The organism is Bacillus proteolyticus (assembly GCF_001884065.1).
GTDB classification, from domain to species: Bacteria; Bacillota; Bacilli; order Bacillales; family Bacillaceae_G; genus Bacillus_A; species Bacillus_A proteolyticus.
The window spans coordinates 26,561-45,793 of sequence record NZ_MACH01000111.1 but is presented as its reverse complement, the minus strand read 5'-3'; the positions used below and the strand labels follow the sequence as shown (position 1 = coordinate 45,793).

Below are 19,233 nucleotides of genomic sequence, written 5' to 3'. Positions count from 1 at the left end.
TTCGTCCGTTGTGCTGTAGGAGGTTAAACAGACGAAGGAGAACCTTTGATAGCTCTTGGGTGTTTTTGTGTAGTGCTTGATGAAACAGTAAAAAATAGTCCTTAATTATGTACATCGCTTTATATTCACTTAGCTCTTTCTGTTTCTTACGTAACAGGAGTTCTCTCATTTTAAACATAGTAGAAGAACATAATAAGATACTAATGAGTTGACCATAAAGATGACATTCTAACCGCTCTTGTTTAATAGATTTGCAACGATGAATTTGAAACCAAGATTTCCATATTTTAAATAACAGCTCAATTTGCCAACGTAGTGAATATAAATCATAGATTTTCTCTTTTGGTACCCATTCCGTAGGAATATTTGTCATATATACCGTAATTCCTTGTAAAAGTTTCGTACGCTCTGTATATGTAATCCCTTTTTTCTTTTCGCGAATCGCTCGATCGCGTAGGCGTTTCTGTTTTTGCTCCTCGGTACATCTATAAACCACAATGCGAATAGGCAGTTTGTCTTTACTCCCTACATATACATCATGTAATTCATACACTTGGCCAGGTTGTAATTGTTTCATGATGTCTTCCAAATGAATTTGTATATATACCGGTCTTAATTGAGCGGGTTTTGTTTTAAATACCACTGTTTCGAATTCTTTTCTATATATTTTAGTTGGTAACTTAAGACGTGATAAATAATATCCTTGCTTATCTTGAATAGACTTAAAGTCTTGTAAACGAAAATATCCTAAGTCACGAATATACAGTTCATTCTTTTGTGCCATGCCTGTTCGAGTCGCACTATATGCCTGATCACTTCGTTTTCCGGGTTCAATTGCCACATCAGAAAATTCTCCACTCAACAAGTCATACTCTAGTTGGATTTTCACACCAGCTGTATGACTACATCCTCCGGCACCAGGATAAGTAGCTGCGAATCGATCTGGAACTTGGAAGGTTGTAGAATCAAGGATGCGAATCCGCTCAAAATAAGCAGAAAGAGAATGAGAAATCTTAGATACTCCTCCAATTTTAGCTTGTAGAAGTGTAGTAAATACAGTTCGAAAGAAGGCTACAGAAGCCGAGTTAAATCGTCGATTAAGTCCCTCCGGACTTAATAAAACTCCTGTTGAAGTTTCTAATTGACTACAAAGTTGAGTAAGAGAGGTAGTAGCGACTTGTTGATTTAACCATACACACAAAGATAAGAAATGGTGCCCGTGGCACTTACGTTTTCGTTTCATCCCGCCTGCTTTTATAGCTAATTGATTAAGTGTAGCGGGAGACATATATCGATATAACTCTTCGGCAAATAAAGATAATTCTTGTTTTTGGTTCATATTCATAAAAAGCACGTCACCCTTTCTCATTAACATAAGAGAATAGTAACGTGCTTTTAACTTCAAAAATAGTCTAAATCCTTAAGTTGATGGATGTGTGGCGGTACCCCTACTTCAAAAGGTGCACCCTTTGATACGCAAATAATTCACATGAAATTATTTTAATTTTATATAAATTATTTAAAATATAACATTTACATATTAATGATACTCAATTAATTTTAAAGTATCCACAATGGTGATATTCAGTCTTTGTACAATTGGATTATTAAGTAATGTAGTGAAAATAATGAATGACACTGTGAAAATATATAACTATGTATTATTTGTATTTATCTTACCAGCAATAATTTATTATTTATAAGCTTCTTATCAAGAAAGAAAAAACACTGCTTAATGACAGTGTTTTTTCCTTTATAATCATATGGGGCAATATATTTTATTTAAACATAAAAGAGGCTATTATGATTAAAAAAATAGAATAGGCACAATTATATCGATTATAGTACCTGTTTTATCCATTGTGAATGTTGCATACAAAATTATTTTAACTGAATTTTTTGGATTCTCTATACTTTTACCTGTATCTCTTTGTCCAATTGGATTTATCCTAGCTATTTTTTCCTATCAAGTAGATAAAAATATCGGAGCGAAAATCGGGATAATATTAAATGTGGTAGGATTTTTGATTCCTTTTATTTGGGTGATTGGAAGAATTATGTAGTTGAAATGTATTCCGGACATATCTCCTATATCACTAAATCTATGAAAAAATAAAAAAGGAAGAGAATTTTTATAATTCTCTTCCTTTTTTATTTACGAGAAATTTCGTTTTCAATTGTTGTTTAGTATTTCGAAAAATGCTGTAGAATTTTTCTCTTTCATTATAACAGTATAAAAGTTGGTTTTAAGATGCAATATTGCATATAGAAATGTATTAATATCAATGTAAATGTTTACTAAAATGAAAACATAAAGCTACACCACATCTTAACGCATAAGTAGAGGAGGAACTAATATGGAAATGGAAATCGCAATGGCAATTTTGAAATTTGTAAGCGGGGTTTTATCATTCGTAACAGAACTTTTAAAAACAGTAATGTAAGTTCATTATTACGCTATTATTAGGAATAACTTTTCATACAAATGATCTGTATATCAAAGATGAATTGATGTGCAGATCATTTGTGTGAGCAAACTTTAAATAAGAAAAAGAATTCCAGAATCTTAAGGAATTCTTTTTTTATGCGTAATTATAAATTTAATACTTTTTACAAATGATCTTAATTTTATTAACTAAACAACAAAAACATACTACATATGCCTTATTGTTTAGTTCAATATTGTTTGAACAGTAAGTAACCTTTCTCTTAACTATTTTTTAAAAAATAGCATGACTTAATCATTTTCATTAAGAGGTACCGCCACATATCAATCAACTTAAAATATTTCTTTATATAAAGGTAACGTTTTTTAAGTAGTTTTTCATTACCTTTTACGGATATTTTAAATTAAATTCCACAGATGTAGATAATGTTATTTTTTCTAAAAAATGTTATCATTCTATTTGTCATAAAAAACTCACATTTAATGTGATTAAAAAATTGAGGGGTTGGACTAACATGATCAGTGACTTAAAAAAAGCTGCCTTATCTTCAATAAGGGGCCATTGGGGATTAGGAGTAGGAGTAACGCTTCTTTATTATGGAATTCCTGCAATTGGTATGTTTATGATTGGAGGTTCAATATTTATGCTGTTTAGCTTAATTATTGGAATGATAGATCCCGATAGTTTTGTAGAGTACTCGGTAACAGGAGAAGCAATAGTTGACTCATCAGCCGTCTTTTTTCTAGGACTTGCTACAGTAATGATGTGGACTATTATATTTATTATTTATATTGCTACACAAAGCATTATGGGTTACGGCTATAATAATTTCACTTTGCGTTTAGCAAAAAAAGAATCTACTACAATTAGTGATTTATTTGAAGGATTTAAGAAAAATAATTTATTTAGATCTTTGAAGTTAGGTATCTTGCAGACTATACTTATCCTTTTGTGGAGTTTATTATTAATTGTTCCAGGTATTATAAAATTTTTCTCTTATTCTATGGCGTACTATATTTTAATAGAAAATCCAGAATATACAGCAAGTGAAGCGATTAAAAAAAGTAAAGAAATGATGCAAGGACATAAATTAGATTTATTCATAACATGGTTGAGTTTTATCGGCTGGTTTATTTTAGGTTCTTTGGTAGGAATATTTACACTAAATATCCCATACCTTTGGATTAATCCGTATTACACTACAACAATATCGCACTTCTACTTAAATTTATCTAAAAGGGAAAATAATATGGAAGAACTAAGAGTTAACTAGAAGCATCTGTTAGTTTGAATTAATTTAGAATTAATAATAGCTTACATATCTTCTCTAATGGAGTAGCACCACATATCCATCAACTTAAGCATTTTGGTTATTCTTAAAGTTAAAGGCAAGTTAATGTTCTCTTATATTAATAAGAATATTAACTTGCTTTTTAGATTTCAGTATAAATTATTTATTGACATAAATTATTGTAGTTTAAAGATTAACCCTCCTTATGCAATATTACATATAAAAATCTTTATTGGGTCTGTTATAATTTTAAGAGTAAATTATTCATCCATTAATTTACTCTATCCATATCTATAGTTATGGAAACCCTAATTACATATAAAAAGAGAGAAGAACATTGGTGAGTTCTTCTCTCTTTTTATTTACTAAAGGTTACTATTCAAAGTGCTTATTGCAATTGCTTTAAGCTGAATTTTAAATTATAAATTCTGATTTTCATACTTCTTCACGAGTCGATAAAAAGAAAAAAGTATCTGCTCCTTCAAAAATAAGTTATAAAAGAGTTTTGTTTTCCTGTAACACATTATCTATCCTGCTATTCGCAATCAGTACGCTCCCGTACTGATTAAAGTTTCACTTTATAACCTGTTTACAATATTTACACGTACCACGCCTCCGATAATAGTAAGCAATCGTAGCACCAAACAGAGCCACTCCCCAAATTGGCCATAATAACTCTGGACCTTCCAATGCCCATCCCCTAAGATCTAGACCCCCTTTATTAATAAACCCCCGGATGTACATCAAACCTGCTGAAGTAATCATAATGGAAACCAGTGAAGCAGGAATAATCGCTAATGAAAGAGGTACACGCCTGCCAGCAATAAATGGAAACCAACGTGGAAAAATTTCTCCCCAAGGCTGAATAAGACCCAGCGTAAGAATCGCCCCTCCGAGCGCTACGGTAGCCAAAGACGCGCCCATTAACCAAATTCCGGGTGAATCACGTTCAAAGGAATCAAGTAATTCTTTGGTAGTTCCCAGTGGAATGCCTAGCGCCCAACACCATCTTGTTATGGAATAACAGATAGGAATTATAATGGCAATGCAAGTGCACCATTTCCCCCAAGATGCTGCTGAGGATTGTGATTCCCATTTAGAGGGATTACTATTTCGGCCACAATAAGGACAAGCATCTCGCGTTTGACGTTGATAGACTAAAGCAGTCGCACTCCATAGAAATGCGCCTAACATACTAATATATTGATTTACAATCGTCCAGTACATCATCTGTTCAAAAAATTTCACTCCATGTGGAAAATCAAATGGTGCTCCAATCAAAAAAATAAATCCATATGCTGCTGACGCCAAGACACGGTAGTCAATAACTGCAAATAATAGAATTGCTACTAACATATACACAAACATAAGTAATACTATTCGTAAAAGTCCCTTGCCCCAGCCACAAATCATCATGACAGCTACAATGACTCCCATTAATCCAAATCCAACCATTATAGGTGCACCAGTTTCAGGCCTCAGACCAGCTAGCATTGAGTATTCAGATTGTGGATCTCCGATTCCAAATGGAAAACCCTTTCCTTCCAAGGTCCAATACTGACCTAATATCAAATACATCAACGACCAAACAACCGCCGTATATCCAATCCATTTGGGCCAAAATGATAACCATCTAAAAGTATGAATTCCGGTTTCGCTTTTTTTCTCAGTATTTGACATCGCGAATGAACAACTCCTTTTAATAAAAAGTAATAATGCTAAAGCCTTCTACAATATTTACACTGTCCTCGCCTTCTTTGATAGTAAGCGATAGTCGCTAGCCCAAATGCTACTCCCCATGGAAGCCAAAATAGTAAAGCCCCTAATTCTCCCCATTTTTGGATAAGTGCCAATGTCAGAATGGCACCGCATATAGGTAATTCACTGATACTAATTTGATAGCAAAAAATCTCGCTTTTCATTCCTATCTTTCAATGCACCTTGTGAATAGTGATCATTCGGCCGTCGTATATGATTTAATTAAAAAAACATATTCTTCAACTCCCCAGTGTATATTGATGAATAAGTTCATATTATGATAAGAAAGTTAATTTGAAACGGACCTCCAGAACTGTTTATAAACAGTTCTGGAGGTCCATTTAGAAAAGAAATTCCATAATCACAGTTGTAAGGTAACAAACTGGAAATATTGAGCAATAAAAACACCAATTCCACATAATGGAATTGGTACGAAAAATCTTCTAATCTATATTAATTACTTTCTTTCTCTATAGAATTATACTTGTGTTACACAAACTCACTATTATGTTCATATTTATTTTTTAAAATAAACAGCACCAAAATTTTCATTAAATCTCTTACACCAAATAGAAACTGAACCATATACACTTACATCTACCCCTTCAGGAATTTCGTAGTTTTGGTCTCCTTTATTTCCCTTTAATTTTCCCAATTCAATATACTGATAGTTTTTCACGTCTTCATTATTTTTCAAACGATTCGTAGGAACTAATACGACTCGCACATCCGGCCCATTAGATGTTGCAAAATTAGAAAGCCTTAAAACACGTTTTCCATCTGCTAATTGATGAATTTTTGCCGTTCCAGTTGTTTCATGGACACCGTTTTGAAACTGTCCTTCACTTATTACTCGATCACTTTGTTGCTTTGCTTCAGTTGATTGTACCTCTGTTTGTGGCAATGCTTCATTCACGTGCTTATCAATAAATAATTTCTCTGGCCTGAACAATGACCATAAAATCCCCAATATAATTATCAAACAACCTATAAACCATACATATTTTCTTTTCATAAAGTAAAAAACCTCCTGTAACATACTGTGTAGTAGTATGTTAACAAGAAGGTCTTTCATTTTTCTAACGTAAATGTTACAAAAGTCTTTCAGCCGTCTTATTTTTTTCTGATGTGATGGGAAGAGTAAACCAAAATTCACTTCCCTGCTTACCATCTGCGCGATTCCTCACACCAATTTCCCCTTTATGCATTTCAATCAATGATTTTGCTATAGCTAATCCAAGACCGGATCCTCCAGATTGCGAACTTCTTGATCTATCTGTTCTAAAAAAACGTTCAAATACGCGTAATTGATCATTTGGAGAAATTCCCATCCCTTCATCTCGCAAAGTGAATTGGACCTGCTGAGTTTGTTTATTTTCCTCTACAGTCAATTCAATTGTTCCAGATACAGGAGAATATCGAATTGCATTATGTAATAAATTACCTATGACCCTTTCTATTTTACAAGGCATAATCAAAAGTCGAGGTAATGTATCTGGAACATCCAATTGCACATGGATTTGTTTGTCTCCTAATAAGACAGAATGTGACTCTAATACATCTAATAGGACTTTATCTAAATGTGTGAAACTTGGATGAAAATCTACTTGCTCAAACTCTAACTTTGAAAGATCAAATAAGTCGTTAATTAATCCACTTAACCTTTCTATTTCTTTTAATATCGTCGCTAAGTATTGCTTTCTCATTTCAGGATCTTCAATCAGGTTATCTTGTAATGCTTCTATCATCAATTGCATGCTAGCCATAGGAGTTCGTAAGTCGTGTGAGATATTGGTAATTAGCTCCTTACGGGATTTTTCCTGTTCCTCTAATTTAGTAAACCCTTCTTCTAATTTTTTTGCCATCTGTTGAAAGGCAGTTGCTAATTCTTTAAACTCCCGTGGTTCTTGCCCAATTATATACATCGTTTCAAAGTGTCTATCACTAAATTGTTTCGTCAATTTTATTAAATTTTGTATAGATCTCATGATAGGACGTGTCATTAACCAATAAATAAACGTTGAAATAATAAATGCCACAAATGCAATTACTGTTAATAGCCGCGTTTGTTCCGGTTCAAGTAACATTTTCGTCTCACTATACCATATAGCAATTACCATAATACTGGTACTTAATAAATTCATGAGTAACAATTGAATACGTAATCTCATGCTTCATTTCCCCCATTTGGCTCAAAGCGATATCCTATACCCCAAACCGTATGAATCCAGCGATTCTTTATTGTATGCTTCTCGAGCTTTTCACGTAAACGACTCACTAGCACGGTAACTGTGTTTGATGCCCCTTCATGCCCAAAATCCCAAATTAGTTCAAGAAGCTGCGAGCGAGAAAATACTTGTTTTGGATGCTTTGCCATGAGATAAAGTACCTCAAACTCTTTCACCGTTAACTCCACTTCCTTATCACAAACAAGTACATATCTTGTCTTTGGATATATTTTTAAATCTGGAAATTCTATTACTTCCAATAGAGATTCTTTTGCTTGTATCGGTACCTGGCTTCCTCTTCTAAGTATAATTTGGATCCTTAATACTAATTCACGAGGAGAAAATGGCTTTGTTAAATAATCATCTGCCCCCATTGTTAAGCCTAAAATTCGATCCCTTTCCTCTCCCTTAGCAGTTAACATAATAATAGGGACATTTGATTGTTGACGAATTTCCTCGCATAATTCCCATCCATCTTTTTTCGGCATCATCAAATCTAATATAATTAAATCTGGTTGCTGCGTAAGAAATACATCCCAACCTTCTTTGCCATTTACAGCGGTATATACTTCATATTCTTCTCTTTCTAAATACCGTTTGCAGACTTCTCGAATATTTGCTTCATCTTCTACGATTAAAATTCTTTTTTTCATTTACTATCCTCACTTCTTTTTCACCAATAACAAAAAAATTTATTTTTTCTATTATCCTATAAATATATCTTTATAGGTAAAGATGTAAAAACTGATCGCATCAATAAATCAGAATTCCAGATTTCGGCCTCTAAACGAACGAAAATCCAGAATAATATTTATGTAATTCAGATAGTAATCTTAACATTTGATTACTTATATGACTAGATAAGTAATTAAAATAGTAGTATCTAAATCATATAAATTAAAAGGAATGAGTCCGATTCAATATCGAACTCATTCCCTATTAGTAGCCTAAATTTTTGTATCTGACTTTTCGGATTCAGTTTATTACCGGTTCTTTTTTCAAACTTAGCAACAGAACTGTTACCTATTACTGAGCTCTTGATAGATTCCATGCTATAGTATCAGTTCCATTCTCTCCATTACCATATTTCATATAATCGATTAAATATCCCACCTTTAACTTGTTACCATTAGATAGTATGTTCCATTGCTTATGGTGTCCAGTGAAGTTCTTTGGATATGCATGATTAAATTTAAAAGTACTTGCGTTCTGTTTTTGATCTAAATGGATATAACTATCTTGAAGTTTTAAATATGCATAATCTGAATAAATAGGACTTTGGAATTTAATTAATACCTCTTCATCCTTTTTAATTGGTTTTCCAGGTTTAGGTTGACCTACTCTTTCAATAATTACATTCACTTTTTCATCGCTAGATTTCTCAGCCCAAAGATACTCCCATTTATTCCCGGCGTAATGACTTCCCCAATAAGCTGTATTTCCATATGAAGCTACAGTATAAGGAACTCCTTCTGTAACAAATTCACCTGAATTATCTACTACATAATCTTCGAATTCTTTATTAGCTTTAATCTCTGCATCAATCTTTTGTGTAGGCGTTAGATTGTGTGCGTCATTAATTTCAAATGTAACTTCTCTGTGCGCTGCAATTTCAGATTTAATAGGGTGTATATTTTCTCTAGACTCATATGTATATCCATTCTCACGTTTAACTAGTGTTACTGTTTTTGAGGGACCACTCCATTTTGTCCTATAAGTAGTAGAGATCTCGTTGCTCACCCCAAATAAACCAGGTAAGATTGATGCCCGAATCTTTTGCGTAACAGGATCATAACTACTTTCTACTAATGTTGGTTGCTGTAATTTTGCAAAAGCACCGTATACAGAGTCTTTATGTAAATAACTGCGATCTCCCTGCCCCGCTTTTAAAGCGTTCAATGCATCAGTTCCATTATTATCTGAAACCACTGATACTTGATTATTACTTTTAGCCTTGTTTACAATATGCTTTACTTTATTCGTATCTATATTAATATGTTGAAAAACTTCGTTATAGGATAAGGCTGGCTTATCAGCAAGGGATTTATCTTTAGGAGTATATATCCTAAACTTTGGTATATTTCCTATATCTGTTTCTAATTGTTCTGTAGCTGCATTTACTCTAGATTCATATCTCCCTGAATCTCCTAAATGCATTACTTCTTCACCTTTTTCGATGGATAAATCCATTGTACTTGTAGGTAAAACTTCAATCGAAAGAAGTTCCCCTTGTTCAACAGCTTTCAATTCATCCAATGATAAGACAATATTCGCATCTGCTTGTCCCTCTAAACTGTCAATTACTACTTCTGTTTTATTCCGTCCACCTTTTTCTGTACTTAAATAGTTTGCCTTATAACGATCTTGTGTTGCCTTTACAGTATTAATAATTTTGTTTCCTAAACGAATATTAAAATGAGGCGAAACATTTTCAGCGGATGCTGTGCCTACATTCTTATATTCCAAATGTACCCGTAATTTTGCTGCGTTCGCTGTATCCACAGTTGTTGCGGTAGACCAATCAAAATTATTTGTATAACTCTCCGTTTCAGTAGTTGTTTTTGAATATCCGTATCCCACGTTTGCTGAAACACTTCCGGAAGGAACAGGACCGGCTGCTGAGCCTTCTACACCACCTGATCCACTTAGACCTACATTAAATGAATGTTGTGTAGATACGCTTTTTTCCCATCCTCTGCTAACAGATCCGCCATTATTATCCGTAATGGTTGCAATAGGAATTACTTCAATTCTTTTGACACCAATTCGTAAATTTGGCATATTGGCAACTATCGGATTGAAATTAGTATCAGAATCATTATTATAATTCTCAACCTCATACATATCAGTAAAAGGATCACCATCCGTATTTGCATTCATAGGATTCGATATAAATTTTGGTTTCCCTTTATCCTTCTGGGGATCCCATGCTTTCGCTTCATTTTTTCCAGTTTGTGAATTGAATTCAATTTTATATCCATTAATCTCTAAGTCGTTAGAAATACCATCTTTGTCCCAATCGTTGTTTGCCATTTCAATGTTTTGTGTAATGAGCGAACCTATTTCCCCATCAGATCCGAGCGTGAAATTCTTATCTTCCTTTTTTGCATTTGTATTCTCTTTGAATATTTCAACTGTACTTCCTGGATTCGGTTGTTTCACATCTGCTAAAGCAGGAGATGCTAAAGTCAGTGCCATCGATACACTACCTAATACACTAAGTGCTGGCTTCAATTTTTTCATTGTTATTTCTCCTCCTTGGTTTCTAAGTGAGTTAGAACACCTACTAGTAAGATTAATTTCATCATATATAACAAATCTTTCATTTCTCTCTCATAACTGTTAAAAAAGTCTCTCGTAAATATTACAAAACACTTACAGAGCTTTGTAAGGCTATATAATCTGTATATAAAACATCAAAAAAGCAGTAAAATGAACAATCGATTACACTATATACAAAAATTAAGAAGTATAAAAAAGACACTCTTATGAGTGCCCTTTTTAGCAACTAAATTCGCTGCAGCTAGCTCCAACTATGATTAATAAGATAAAGGGCACAACCAGTAATGCGAATCCGCCACATGAACATTAAAGGAAAGGAACAGCTAGTATTGGAGATTGAACGAAAAGCAGTAGCGTGGTATCGAAGTTCAAAAGCGTAGATTAGATTATTTCACTCATACGGGCTTTAGTTAAAGAACAAATCATAATAAAAAGGCTGTTTGACGTATTAGTCATGTATAATATGTCAAACAGCTTATGTTCTTTTGTTTTTCTAAATTTATGTCTTGATAATGAGTTAAAGAACTTTTTTATTTGTGATCATTATGTTTTGTGAATTATAAAAGTAATCCTGTATCTTTTGCCTTTTGCACGGCTTCATCTCGATTTTTGACTCCTAGCTTCTCATAGAGATTAGAGGCGTAGTTTCTTACTGTTCCGTTTGACAAGTATAGCTTCGAAGCTATTGTTTTATAACGGCTGCCTTGTGATAATAGTTTCAGAACCTCTAGTTCGCGTTTCGTTAAACCAAACTCTTTGCAATCTGATTTTGATTGAAATGATTCTGTTTCTTCATTTTCTTCCCACATTCTATTAAACAAGTCATGGTTAATCATCGCGCCTCCCCGATAGACTAAACGAATTGATTCAGTTAATTCACGCGAATCTATGGATTTCAACAAATATCCATCTGCACCATTTCGTATGATTTCCTTTGCCTTTTCTGTATCCTGAAAGGTAGACAGAATGAGTACACGAATGTGCGGCCATTTTTCCTTAATCATTTTAGTCGCATGAATTCCATCCAGATTGGGCATCTCTAAATCCATTAATACAACATCTGGTTTTAGTCTTTCACACAATTCCACAGCCCGTTCTCCATCTTCAGCCATTCCCACTACTTGTAAATCCTCCTGTACATCCAAAATTGTATGAAGACTTTCTCGAATAAAAGAATGATCATCGACAATACACAGGCGGATTTGTTCATTAGACGGTTGTACTTGTTTCGGTAATACACATGAAATTAACGTCCCTTCCCCTTTTTGGGAGTAAACAACAACTCTTCCTTGTGACTGACTCACACGCTCCTTCATTGCAGTTAATCCAAAGCCATCCTTCCACTCCTCTACCCCACAGCCATTATCCTGTACATCCAATCTTATTTGTTGTGGTTCAAAGTGAAGTGACACAATAATTTCTGTAGAATGCCCATGGCGAACAGCATTTGTTAGTGATTCCTGCAAGCTTCGATATAGTGTCATTTTTGATTGCTTGGAGACCATACACTCTTCCCCTATTATTCGAGTACGTACATTTACTTTTGCATGTTTCTTAAATTCCTCTGTCAATTGTTGTAATGTGACAGCTAAGGGAAGCGATTCTTGTGATAAATCCATTTGATGCAAATACAGTCTTACTTCTTCCATGCTGTTACGGGCTAATTGTAATAATGAATCGAGCTGTTGCTCGCCTTCTTTAGACTTTAATTCCGTACGTAATGTTTCCATCCCCATCATAATTGAGGTATAGGAATGCCCCATCGTATCGTGTAAGTCTTTTGAGAGCCTATCACGTTCCTCAAGTAATGTTATTCGCTCGACTTGGGATATGTATTGTTCCAATACATGTTTCTGGTTCCGAATAGTTTCACTTTGACGGTAATTAATAACCAGTAAACGAAAAAAAGAACCCATAGCATAGGCTAAACCAATTTGTAGGATAATTCCCCATAAATCTGTTAATTTGGAAAATAACGCAATGAGCAACGGGAACAAAATAATTGTGATAGGACCTGACCAGCGGTAAGATTTATGAACACTATTTGCCGCAATCATAAAAGTTGGCATTAAAAAAGCAAGATACGCTGACGGAAATAATAAAGTTAAATAGAAACACACTCCGCCAAATAATATTATTTCAGTAAATAAATAATAGCGATAACTGAACATTAAACAGATCCAAGGTACTGAAAATGAAACGACTTCCCAAAGAATGATGATCCAAAGTGTTACTGTTAAATGGTCATGGTGTTGGATAGTCGTTAATATCAATGATAACCAAATGATAAAACGTATACAAAGTAATGCCCAATCATACCAGAACCATATTTTCAAAGTCTTAAACAAATTATCACTCCCTTATAGCTTTAAACATAGTACTTGTGTACATTCCAATAATTCGAACTAAACAGTTTCCAATACATATACGTACCCAGATGAGAATGCATCCGACAATCATGACTAAAAAAACTTTCGTCCATGAATTCATAGTAATTCCAAATAAGTATATATTAAAGTATCGAAAAAGTAAGGGTGTAACAATACATACTAGCGGCGTTACATACAGTAAAACAGCACATATAAGACTCATTATTCCAACAAAAAATTTTTGCATGAGCCAAAAAATAGCCCTCCAGTTGCTACTATTAAGAATTATTTCTTTCGCTTTAATCCATCTATCTCCTCCTCTTTTTCCCCTTAGTGGTAATGACTCTATTGATATATTCGTATAAACTTTCGTCTGAATACGTTCATACTGGACAAGTGTGTGAGTTGTTTGCAACACCCTCGCCAACAAAGGAATACCTACGAAGAAAACTGTCATTACAAGTGCAAATGTAATGCTGACCAGATAGAAGCAAAAGTAAAACAATCCGGATGCAAAGGTAAATAACAAGAAATAGAAATCTTGCAAAGTTTTTTGAGCTGATGCTTTCATCATTAAAATCGTTCCTCCTCATTCATCGCTAATACGTTAGTCGCCCTTTGATTCTACGTAGTTTACTGTCACATACGGTAGTGTCAAAGTGTCATAGTTTGTATGACATGACTATCATTATAGCCGTAACCTCCTCTACTTTTTCGCTCCATACATAAATATGACAGATAATCACTATCTACTATGACTTGCCGCTTGCTACACTCTGTTCATACGCTAACGAGCCACTAACTCGTTGTGCTAACAAAAAATTCCAATTAAATAAAGGAGCGTACAAAAATGAAACAAGCAATTAACAAACTGGGGATCGTTACAATTCTTCTTTCTTCTTCAACCATGATTTCTGCATGTTCCCAACTATCATTAGAAGTAGAAAAATCAAAACCAGCAGCATCCACGACTGATATCCAAATGACGAAAGGACCCAATAATAAAAAAGAAATAGAATCTTTTGCTGATCCGTTATTTGAGGAAAAAATGAAGAAGTATAATGTGAATGGTTCTAGTTTTGTCGTCGTTCATGATGGAAAGGTCGTTGTCAATAAAGGGTATGGATATGCTGATAAAGAAAAAAAAATCCCCGTTACTAAGGACACGGTCTTTCAAATCGCTTCAGTCTCGAAAACTTTTACTGCTTTGGCTGTGATGCAGCAAGTCGATAAAGGAAAGCTTAAACTAGATCAAGACGTACAAAAATATCTTGGTGGATTACAAATACCTAATAAGACAGGAAAACCCCTTACCTTGTTTGATATGCTCACTTATACCAGCGGGGTAGATTCTCCCAATCTCACAACGATAACTGGACCTGAATACGTTAATAATAGTATACCGATGAAAGAATTCTTCTCTAAACATATGCCAACGGTGGTGCGGACACCAGGTGAAGTTTATACGTATGACAACGTCGCATTTGCGCTCGCAGGGTTTGCAATAGAGAATGTTACTAGTACCCCCTTCACGAAGTATATGGAAAAGAATATTTTCAAACCATTAGATATGAAATCTACAAGTATGAGCTTAACTCCTGATCTTCTCAAAAGAATGGCTACACATTATGGTCCCACTGGCGATCCGATTCCAACAAGTAGGAACATAACGGATGCACCAGAAGGAGGCATTTTATCTACTGCGGAAGACATGTCAAAATACATGATTATGCAACTACAGAAAGGAAAGTTTAAAGACAAAGAAATTGTAAGTGAAAAAAGCATGGATATGATGCATGCCTATCAAGTTTTTGATGATAAGACGGTTCCTGTTGCGACAATTGGATTTGAAACGCCTTTCAATGAATTTGCTAACGGTCAACACGTTGTAATAAAAGGGGGAAGTATGCCTGGACATCAATCACTGATGATTTTAATGCCTGAACAAAAAACAGCATTCTTCATGTCTTACAATAATGATTCACCCATGAGCATAGACGTGTATGAAGCTCTCATGGATCATTATTTCCCTGCTAAGAAAGCGGAAAAAACTAAATATCTTTCGTTAGAGGAGAAAGAATCCCAGAAATATTTGGGTTTGTACCAAAACACACGTTTCGCTTCAATTCGCACCCACTTTACCTATGAAGATGGAAATTTGGTCATGGAAGGGGGATTATCCGGAAAACAAGTTCTCAAAATGATTCATCCGTTGTTATTTGAAGATTCGGAAGGCTACAAGGTTGCTTTCAAAAAAAATGCAGCTGGAGAAATCACATATTTTCACTACAGCTCTCCTAAAAGCCTAGATTTTATGGCTGATGCACAAAAAATTAACAACAAACCGTCCTTAGCGGATGTCCCGCAAATGAGTAACTATAGCAGTCATATCGATAATCTTTATGCTTTAAACATCATGGATGCTAAAGAAGGTAATTTATTCGATCCAATGGGTACTATGACACAAGGAGAGTTTGCGGATACGTTGTTACTTGCTCATGGATTTAACGGTTTTCCAGACGAATCCAAGGAGGCAAGGGAAAAAATTATGAATGGAATTCCAGAGTATAACCGTGCTACTCCGATTACCCGACAGGTCGCAGCAACCATGATTCAAAACGTTAAGCAAATTATAGACTTGAAACCGATTCAACCTGATAGAGCTATTAAAGTTAAATTACTTGATGCCGCAGATGACTGGGCAGTCCAATCGATTCAGGCACTTGCCTCCCAAGGAATTCTAGACCCTGATACTTCCATCAATGCTGACGGATCCTTTATGTTCCGTCCGAAAGATCTGTTACTGCGTCAAGAAGCAAGTGCCTTGCTTGATTTTGCCTTTGGCTATTATGCCCTACCTATTATTCTGAAGTAGGCATTCATACAAACATAAATTATGGCAAACGTTTAGGATGGGTGTTCCATCTGCATCAAGGTAAAGCTAAAAATAAATTTCGTTAATATAAAACCATTATGGGACAATAACTCATAAAAAAGCAGTAAAATAAAAAGCCGGTTTCTTAAGGTACAGGGAACCGGCTATTTTTTGTCTAAACATAAACTCTTCTTTTTGATATGGTTACCACACATACATCAACTTAGGAGTTTTGACTATCCCTTTTAAGAACCTAATATCTTCATGAAGTTCTTGAAAATCTCAAATCTAACTACCTTAAAGTCTTCGTTTCATCAAAAATTGCAAAGTTTATTACAAGCGGACCGAAAAATAACGAATTCTTGCGGTACTTCTGGTGGATCTCACCTAATCGAATTATAAATACGCCGTCGTAATGGTACTCTTACTTCTTATCTATTTAAATGTGATTTTATTCTGAATGCAGAAAGCAAGTGTTTCTCTCTTACACAAAAAATGGAAATCGCAGCAAAAAAAGCCGACACCCCCTTAAATAAAGGGCACGATGTCGACTTTAAACTTAACGGCCAAATTCTTTATTGAAAATTTTATCCCGACCCACCATAACTTCTGAACCTACTGTGTTTATGGAAGTTACTAAAATATGCTCCCCTCCAAGAGAGCCACCAACTCTCGATTCAAACCCAAAAGTACCGCCGGCATGCCCCCAATATGATTGCCCATCCGGTGTCTTTTCTTCATAAATTCCTAGTCCGACTTTACCAATAGGTGAATCTACTGTTGTGAGCATTTGGTCCATCATCTCTTGATTTAGAAGCTTTCCGCCCAACAGCGCACTGAAGAAAGTAGTTAAATCTTTGACAGATGAAACCATATTTCCCGCTGCATTTGCCCATGATTGATTTATTTCTGTCAAATCATACAAATGACCCGATCTGTCCATATTATATCCTGTAGCATGCTCCCCTGGTATATGAGGATTTGCTTCCATTACAAATGTCTCCTTTAGCCCAAGTGGTTCGATGAAGCGTTTTCTGATTTGTTCTGCATATGAATCTCCCGTTACTTTTTGAATAATTTGACCAGCTAGCACCGTATTGGTATTTGAATAGTCCCAGCCCTCTCCTGGTGTAAATACAGGCTGCTTGGCAAGTCCCAATCCGATTAGTTCATCAGCTGTATAGTAACGATATGGATTTTGAGGCAAGGTAATATCTCGCATATCCAAATCTGTATAGGATGCTATCCCGCTTGTATGATTTAGTAACTGACGAATCGTAATTTTGTTACCGTCATAACCATTACCCTTTACGACCCCCGGTAGCCATTTTTCAACAGAATCATCAAGGTTTAATTGTTTCTCCTCCGCCAACTGTAGTATAACTGAAGCTGTGAACGTCTTCGTGATGCTTCCGATACGAAATGAAAAGTTCGGTTCCACTGCGCGTGGTACCTCGTAACTCGCTACCCCTGTAGCATAAGACCAGTGCTTGCCGTCTTTTAATCCACCTGCTATGACACTTGGAATTTTTTTATTAGTTACTACCTGATCGATTACGTATTTGACTTCTTCTCGATGGTTCCTTTTCTTTTCTTTATCCGTAAGTCCCTTCTTAATTTTCCCTGTAAATTCTGACACTAAAATATTATTGATATGTTTTTCAGCTCCTAGTACATTGATGTTTATTGAAATGACATGTTGACCATCTTCCGTTCCACCTGCAAAGTTAGTAAATCCGGGAATGCCACCACCATGCCCCCATACTTCGGTACCGTCCGGCAATTTTGTTGCATGTACGCCAAGCCCATACTTTCCTAATGGTGAATCAGCTGTACTAGTCATCATTTCCTTTTTCATCTCTGGTGTCAACAACTTTCCACCTAATAATGCGCGGAAAAACGTCGTCAAGTCTTCTCCTGTCGAGATCATTTCACCGCCTGCATTAGCAAATGAAGGATTAAGCACTGTAATATCTACTAATTTATCACCCGTATTCAAGTAGCCTCGAGCATTTTTTTTCGGGATATCCATCGAGCTTCCAGGAAGGACTGTATCTTTAAGTCCGAGTGGCTCTATAATTCGTTTCTTAATCTGTTCGGCATATGTCTCCCCAGTAACCTTCTGGATAATAAGCCCCACAATAACTGTATTTGTGCTCGAGTATGCCCACCCCTTTACTGGCTCTAATTCCAAAGCGCGAGCAATTAACTGCTCAGGTGTATAATTTTCACTTGGATTTTCAAGTAATTTATTCTTAAGCTCTGGAGTCAAGAAGTCCGGAATTCCGCTCGTGTGATTTAGTAATTGTCGGATTGTAATTTTGTTTCCATCATATCCGTTCTCCTTTAAGAGTCCCGGCATCCATTTCTCTACCGTATCATCGAGACTTAGCTTCTTCTCTTCAACAAGCTGTAATATAACTGTCGCGACAAACGTCTTCGTTGTACTTCCGATCCTGAAGGCAGAGTCAGCATCCACCTTATGATTTCTCTCAATGTTTGCTTCACCAGAAGCATATGACCAATTTACATCTCCATTTTTCACGGCAACAATAACACCTGGAGTATTATCAGTATTAGCCGCTTTATCAACGGTCTGCTGGGTGTGAGTCTTTTTATACACTGCGTTTACATTTCCATTAGTAGGTAATACTAACGTTCCAGTCAGTATAGTCGCTGTTAAAGCAATTGTTGTTCCTTTTTTAGTGATGAATGACTTCATAGCACATCTCTCCTATTATTTTAAAATTTTCTGTTGCTTCACTCCCTCACCTTAACTTCAAATTTGTTAAATAACATAGTGATAAAACAACTAAATGTTTCATGACACCATGCGTAAATATGTCATATAAATCGTATGATAATCTGTCACCTATATCATGTGACAGATTTAACAGCTATTCTCTGACTTTCCTTCCTCTTTTTATTGACGTATTTAAAGTTATGTTACATGATAAATCTGAATCCTTAGTAAATTAACCTC

13 protein-coding genes and 1 pseudogene are annotated in these 19,233 nt (G+C 35.1%); 3 read left to right on the top strand and 11 right to left on the bottom strand.

Going from position 1 to position 19,233, the window contains the following annotated elements:
• The coding region (locus BAQ49_RS19105; RefSeq protein WP_116733484.1) for an IS4 family transposase at nt 1-1,345 on the bottom strand (1,345 nt) is incomplete at its 3' end.
• 475 nt (nt 1,346-1,820) lie between these two features.
• Between BAQ49_RS19105 and BAQ49_RS34150 the strand changes: the two genes are divergently transcribed.
• Nucleotides 1,821-2,063, top strand: coding sequence for a YnaG family membrane protein (locus BAQ49_RS34150; RefSeq protein WP_071746658.1), 243 nt, complete (start codon nt 1,821-1,823; stop codon nt 2,061-2,063).
• Between the two features lie 898 nt (nt 2,064-2,961).
• Nucleotides 2,962-3,720, top strand: coding sequence for a DUF975 family protein (locus BAQ49_RS19095; protein WP_071746657.1), 759 nt, complete (start codon nt 2,962-2,964; stop codon nt 3,718-3,720).
• 591 nt (nt 3,721-4,311) lie between these two features.
• On the opposite strand, the gene BAQ49_RS19090 is transcribed toward BAQ49_RS19095, so the two are convergent.
• From BAQ49_RS19090 to BAQ49_RS19050, 9 genes and pseudogenes are all read right to left on the bottom strand, one after another.
• Nucleotides 4,312-5,418: a hypothetical protein gene (locus tag BAQ49_RS19090; protein WP_071746656.1), complete on the bottom strand. Its 1,107-nt coding sequence runs from the start codon at nt 5,416-5,418 to the stop codon at nt 4,312-4,314.
• Nucleotides 5,419-5,456: 38 nt separating this feature from the next.
• Entirely contained in the window at nt 5,457-5,660 is a 204-nt protein-coding gene (locus BAQ49_RS19085) for a hypothetical protein (RefSeq protein WP_071746655.1), read from the bottom strand.
• A gap of 353 nt (nt 5,661-6,013) precedes the next feature.
• On the bottom strand, nt 6,014-6,511 hold the full coding sequence (locus tag BAQ49_RS19080; protein WP_071746654.1) for a DM13 domain-containing protein: 498 nt from the start codon (nt 6,509-6,511) through the stop codon (nt 6,014-6,016).
• A 76-nt stretch (nt 6,512-6,587) separates the two neighbouring features.
• Nucleotides 6,588-7,667 carry a sensor histidine kinase gene (locus BAQ49_RS19075; protein ID WP_071746653.1) on the bottom strand — a complete coding sequence of 360 codons (1,080 nt, stop codon included), beginning with the start codon at nt 7,665-7,667 and terminating at the stop codon, nt 6,588-6,590.
• Complete coding sequence (locus BAQ49_RS19070) at nt 7,664-8,377, bottom strand: response regulator transcription factor (RefSeq protein ID WP_071746652.1); 714 nt, start codon at nt 8,375-8,377, stop codon at nt 7,664-7,666. Before BAQ49_RS19070 ends, BAQ49_RS19075 begins: the two co-directional genes overlap by 4 nt.
• 373 nt (nt 8,378-8,750) lie before the next feature.
• The gene (locus tag BAQ49_RS19065; protein WP_071746651.1) at nt 8,751-10,967 is read right to left on the bottom strand and encodes a binary toxin-like calcium binding domain-containing protein; all 2,217 of its coding nucleotides are present in this window, start codon (nt 10,965-10,967) and stop codon (nt 8,751-8,753) included.
• Between the two features lie 258 nt (nt 10,968-11,225).
• Nucleotides 11,226-11,312 (bottom strand): annotated as a pseudogene (locus BAQ49_RS19060) (YjcZ family sporulation protein); the annotation flags it as partial.
• A gap of 251 nt (nt 11,313-11,563) precedes the next feature.
• Nucleotides 11,564-13,354, bottom strand: coding sequence for a helix-turn-helix transcriptional regulator (locus BAQ49_RS19055; protein ID WP_071746650.1), 1,791 nt, complete (start codon nt 13,352-13,354; stop codon nt 11,564-11,566).
• 4 nt (nt 13,355-13,358) lie between these two features.
• Nucleotides 13,359-13,949 carry a sensor domain-containing protein gene (locus BAQ49_RS19050; RefSeq protein ID WP_071746649.1) on the bottom strand — a complete coding sequence of 197 codons (591 nt, stop codon included), beginning with the start codon at nt 13,947-13,949 and terminating at the stop codon, nt 13,359-13,361.
• Nucleotides 13,950-14,225: 276 nt separating this feature from the next.
• Here BAQ49_RS19050 and BAQ49_RS19045 point away from each other — a divergent pair, with 276 nt between their 5' ends.
• Nucleotides 14,226-16,250 carry a serine hydrolase domain-containing protein gene (locus tag BAQ49_RS19045; protein WP_071746648.1) on the top strand — a complete coding sequence of 675 codons (2,025 nt, stop codon included), beginning with the start codon at nt 14,226-14,228 and terminating at the stop codon, nt 16,248-16,250.
• Between the two features lie 559 nt (nt 16,251-16,809).
• On the opposite strand, the gene BAQ49_RS19040 is transcribed toward BAQ49_RS19045, so the two are convergent.
• Nucleotides 16,810-18,972, bottom strand: coding sequence for a serine hydrolase domain-containing protein (locus BAQ49_RS19040; RefSeq protein ID WP_071746647.1), 2,163 nt, complete (start codon nt 18,970-18,972; stop codon nt 16,810-16,812).
• Between the last annotated feature and the right edge of the window lie 261 nt (nt 18,973-19,233).

What these genes read in the sequence shown, in the direction of transcription:
- BAQ49_RS19075 (WP_071746653.1), bottom strand. Translation starts at nt 7,667, where the DNA reads ATGAGATTACGTATTCAATTGTTACTCATGAATTTATTAAGTACCAGT.
- BAQ49_RS19095 (WP_071746657.1), top strand. Translation starts at nt 2,962, where the DNA reads ATGATCAGTGACTTAAAAAAAGCTGCCTTATCTTCAATAAGGGGCCAT.
- BAQ49_RS19070 (WP_071746652.1), bottom strand. Translation starts at nt 8,377, where the DNA reads ATGAAAAAAAGAATTTTAATCGTAGAAGATGAAGCAAATATTCGAGAA.
- BAQ49_RS19050 (WP_071746649.1), bottom strand. Translation starts at nt 13,949, where the DNA reads ATGATGAAAGCATCAGCTCAAAAAACTTTGCAAGATTTCTATTTCTTG.
- BAQ49_RS19065 (WP_071746651.1), bottom strand. Translation starts at nt 10,967, where the DNA reads ATGAAAAAATTGAAGCCAGCACTTAGTGTATTAGGTAGTGTATCGATG.
- BAQ49_RS19085 (WP_071746655.1), bottom strand. Translation starts at nt 5,660, where the DNA reads ATGAAAAGCGAGATTTTTTGCTATCAAATTAGTATCAGTGAATTACCT.
- BAQ49_RS19080 (WP_071746654.1), bottom strand. Translation starts at nt 6,511, where the DNA reads ATGAAAAGAAAATATGTATGGTTTATAGGTTGTTTGATAATTATATTG.
- BAQ49_RS19045 (WP_071746648.1), top strand. Translation starts at nt 14,226, where the DNA reads ATGAAACAAGCAATTAACAAACTGGGGATCGTTACAATTCTTCTTTCT.
- BAQ49_RS19040 (WP_071746647.1), bottom strand. Translation starts at nt 18,972, where the DNA reads ATGAAGTCATTCATCACTAAAAAAGGAACAACAATTGCTTTAACAGCG.
- BAQ49_RS19090 (WP_071746656.1), bottom strand. Translation starts at nt 5,418, where the DNA reads ATGTCAAATACTGAGAAAAAAAGCGAAACCGGAATTCATACTTTTAGA.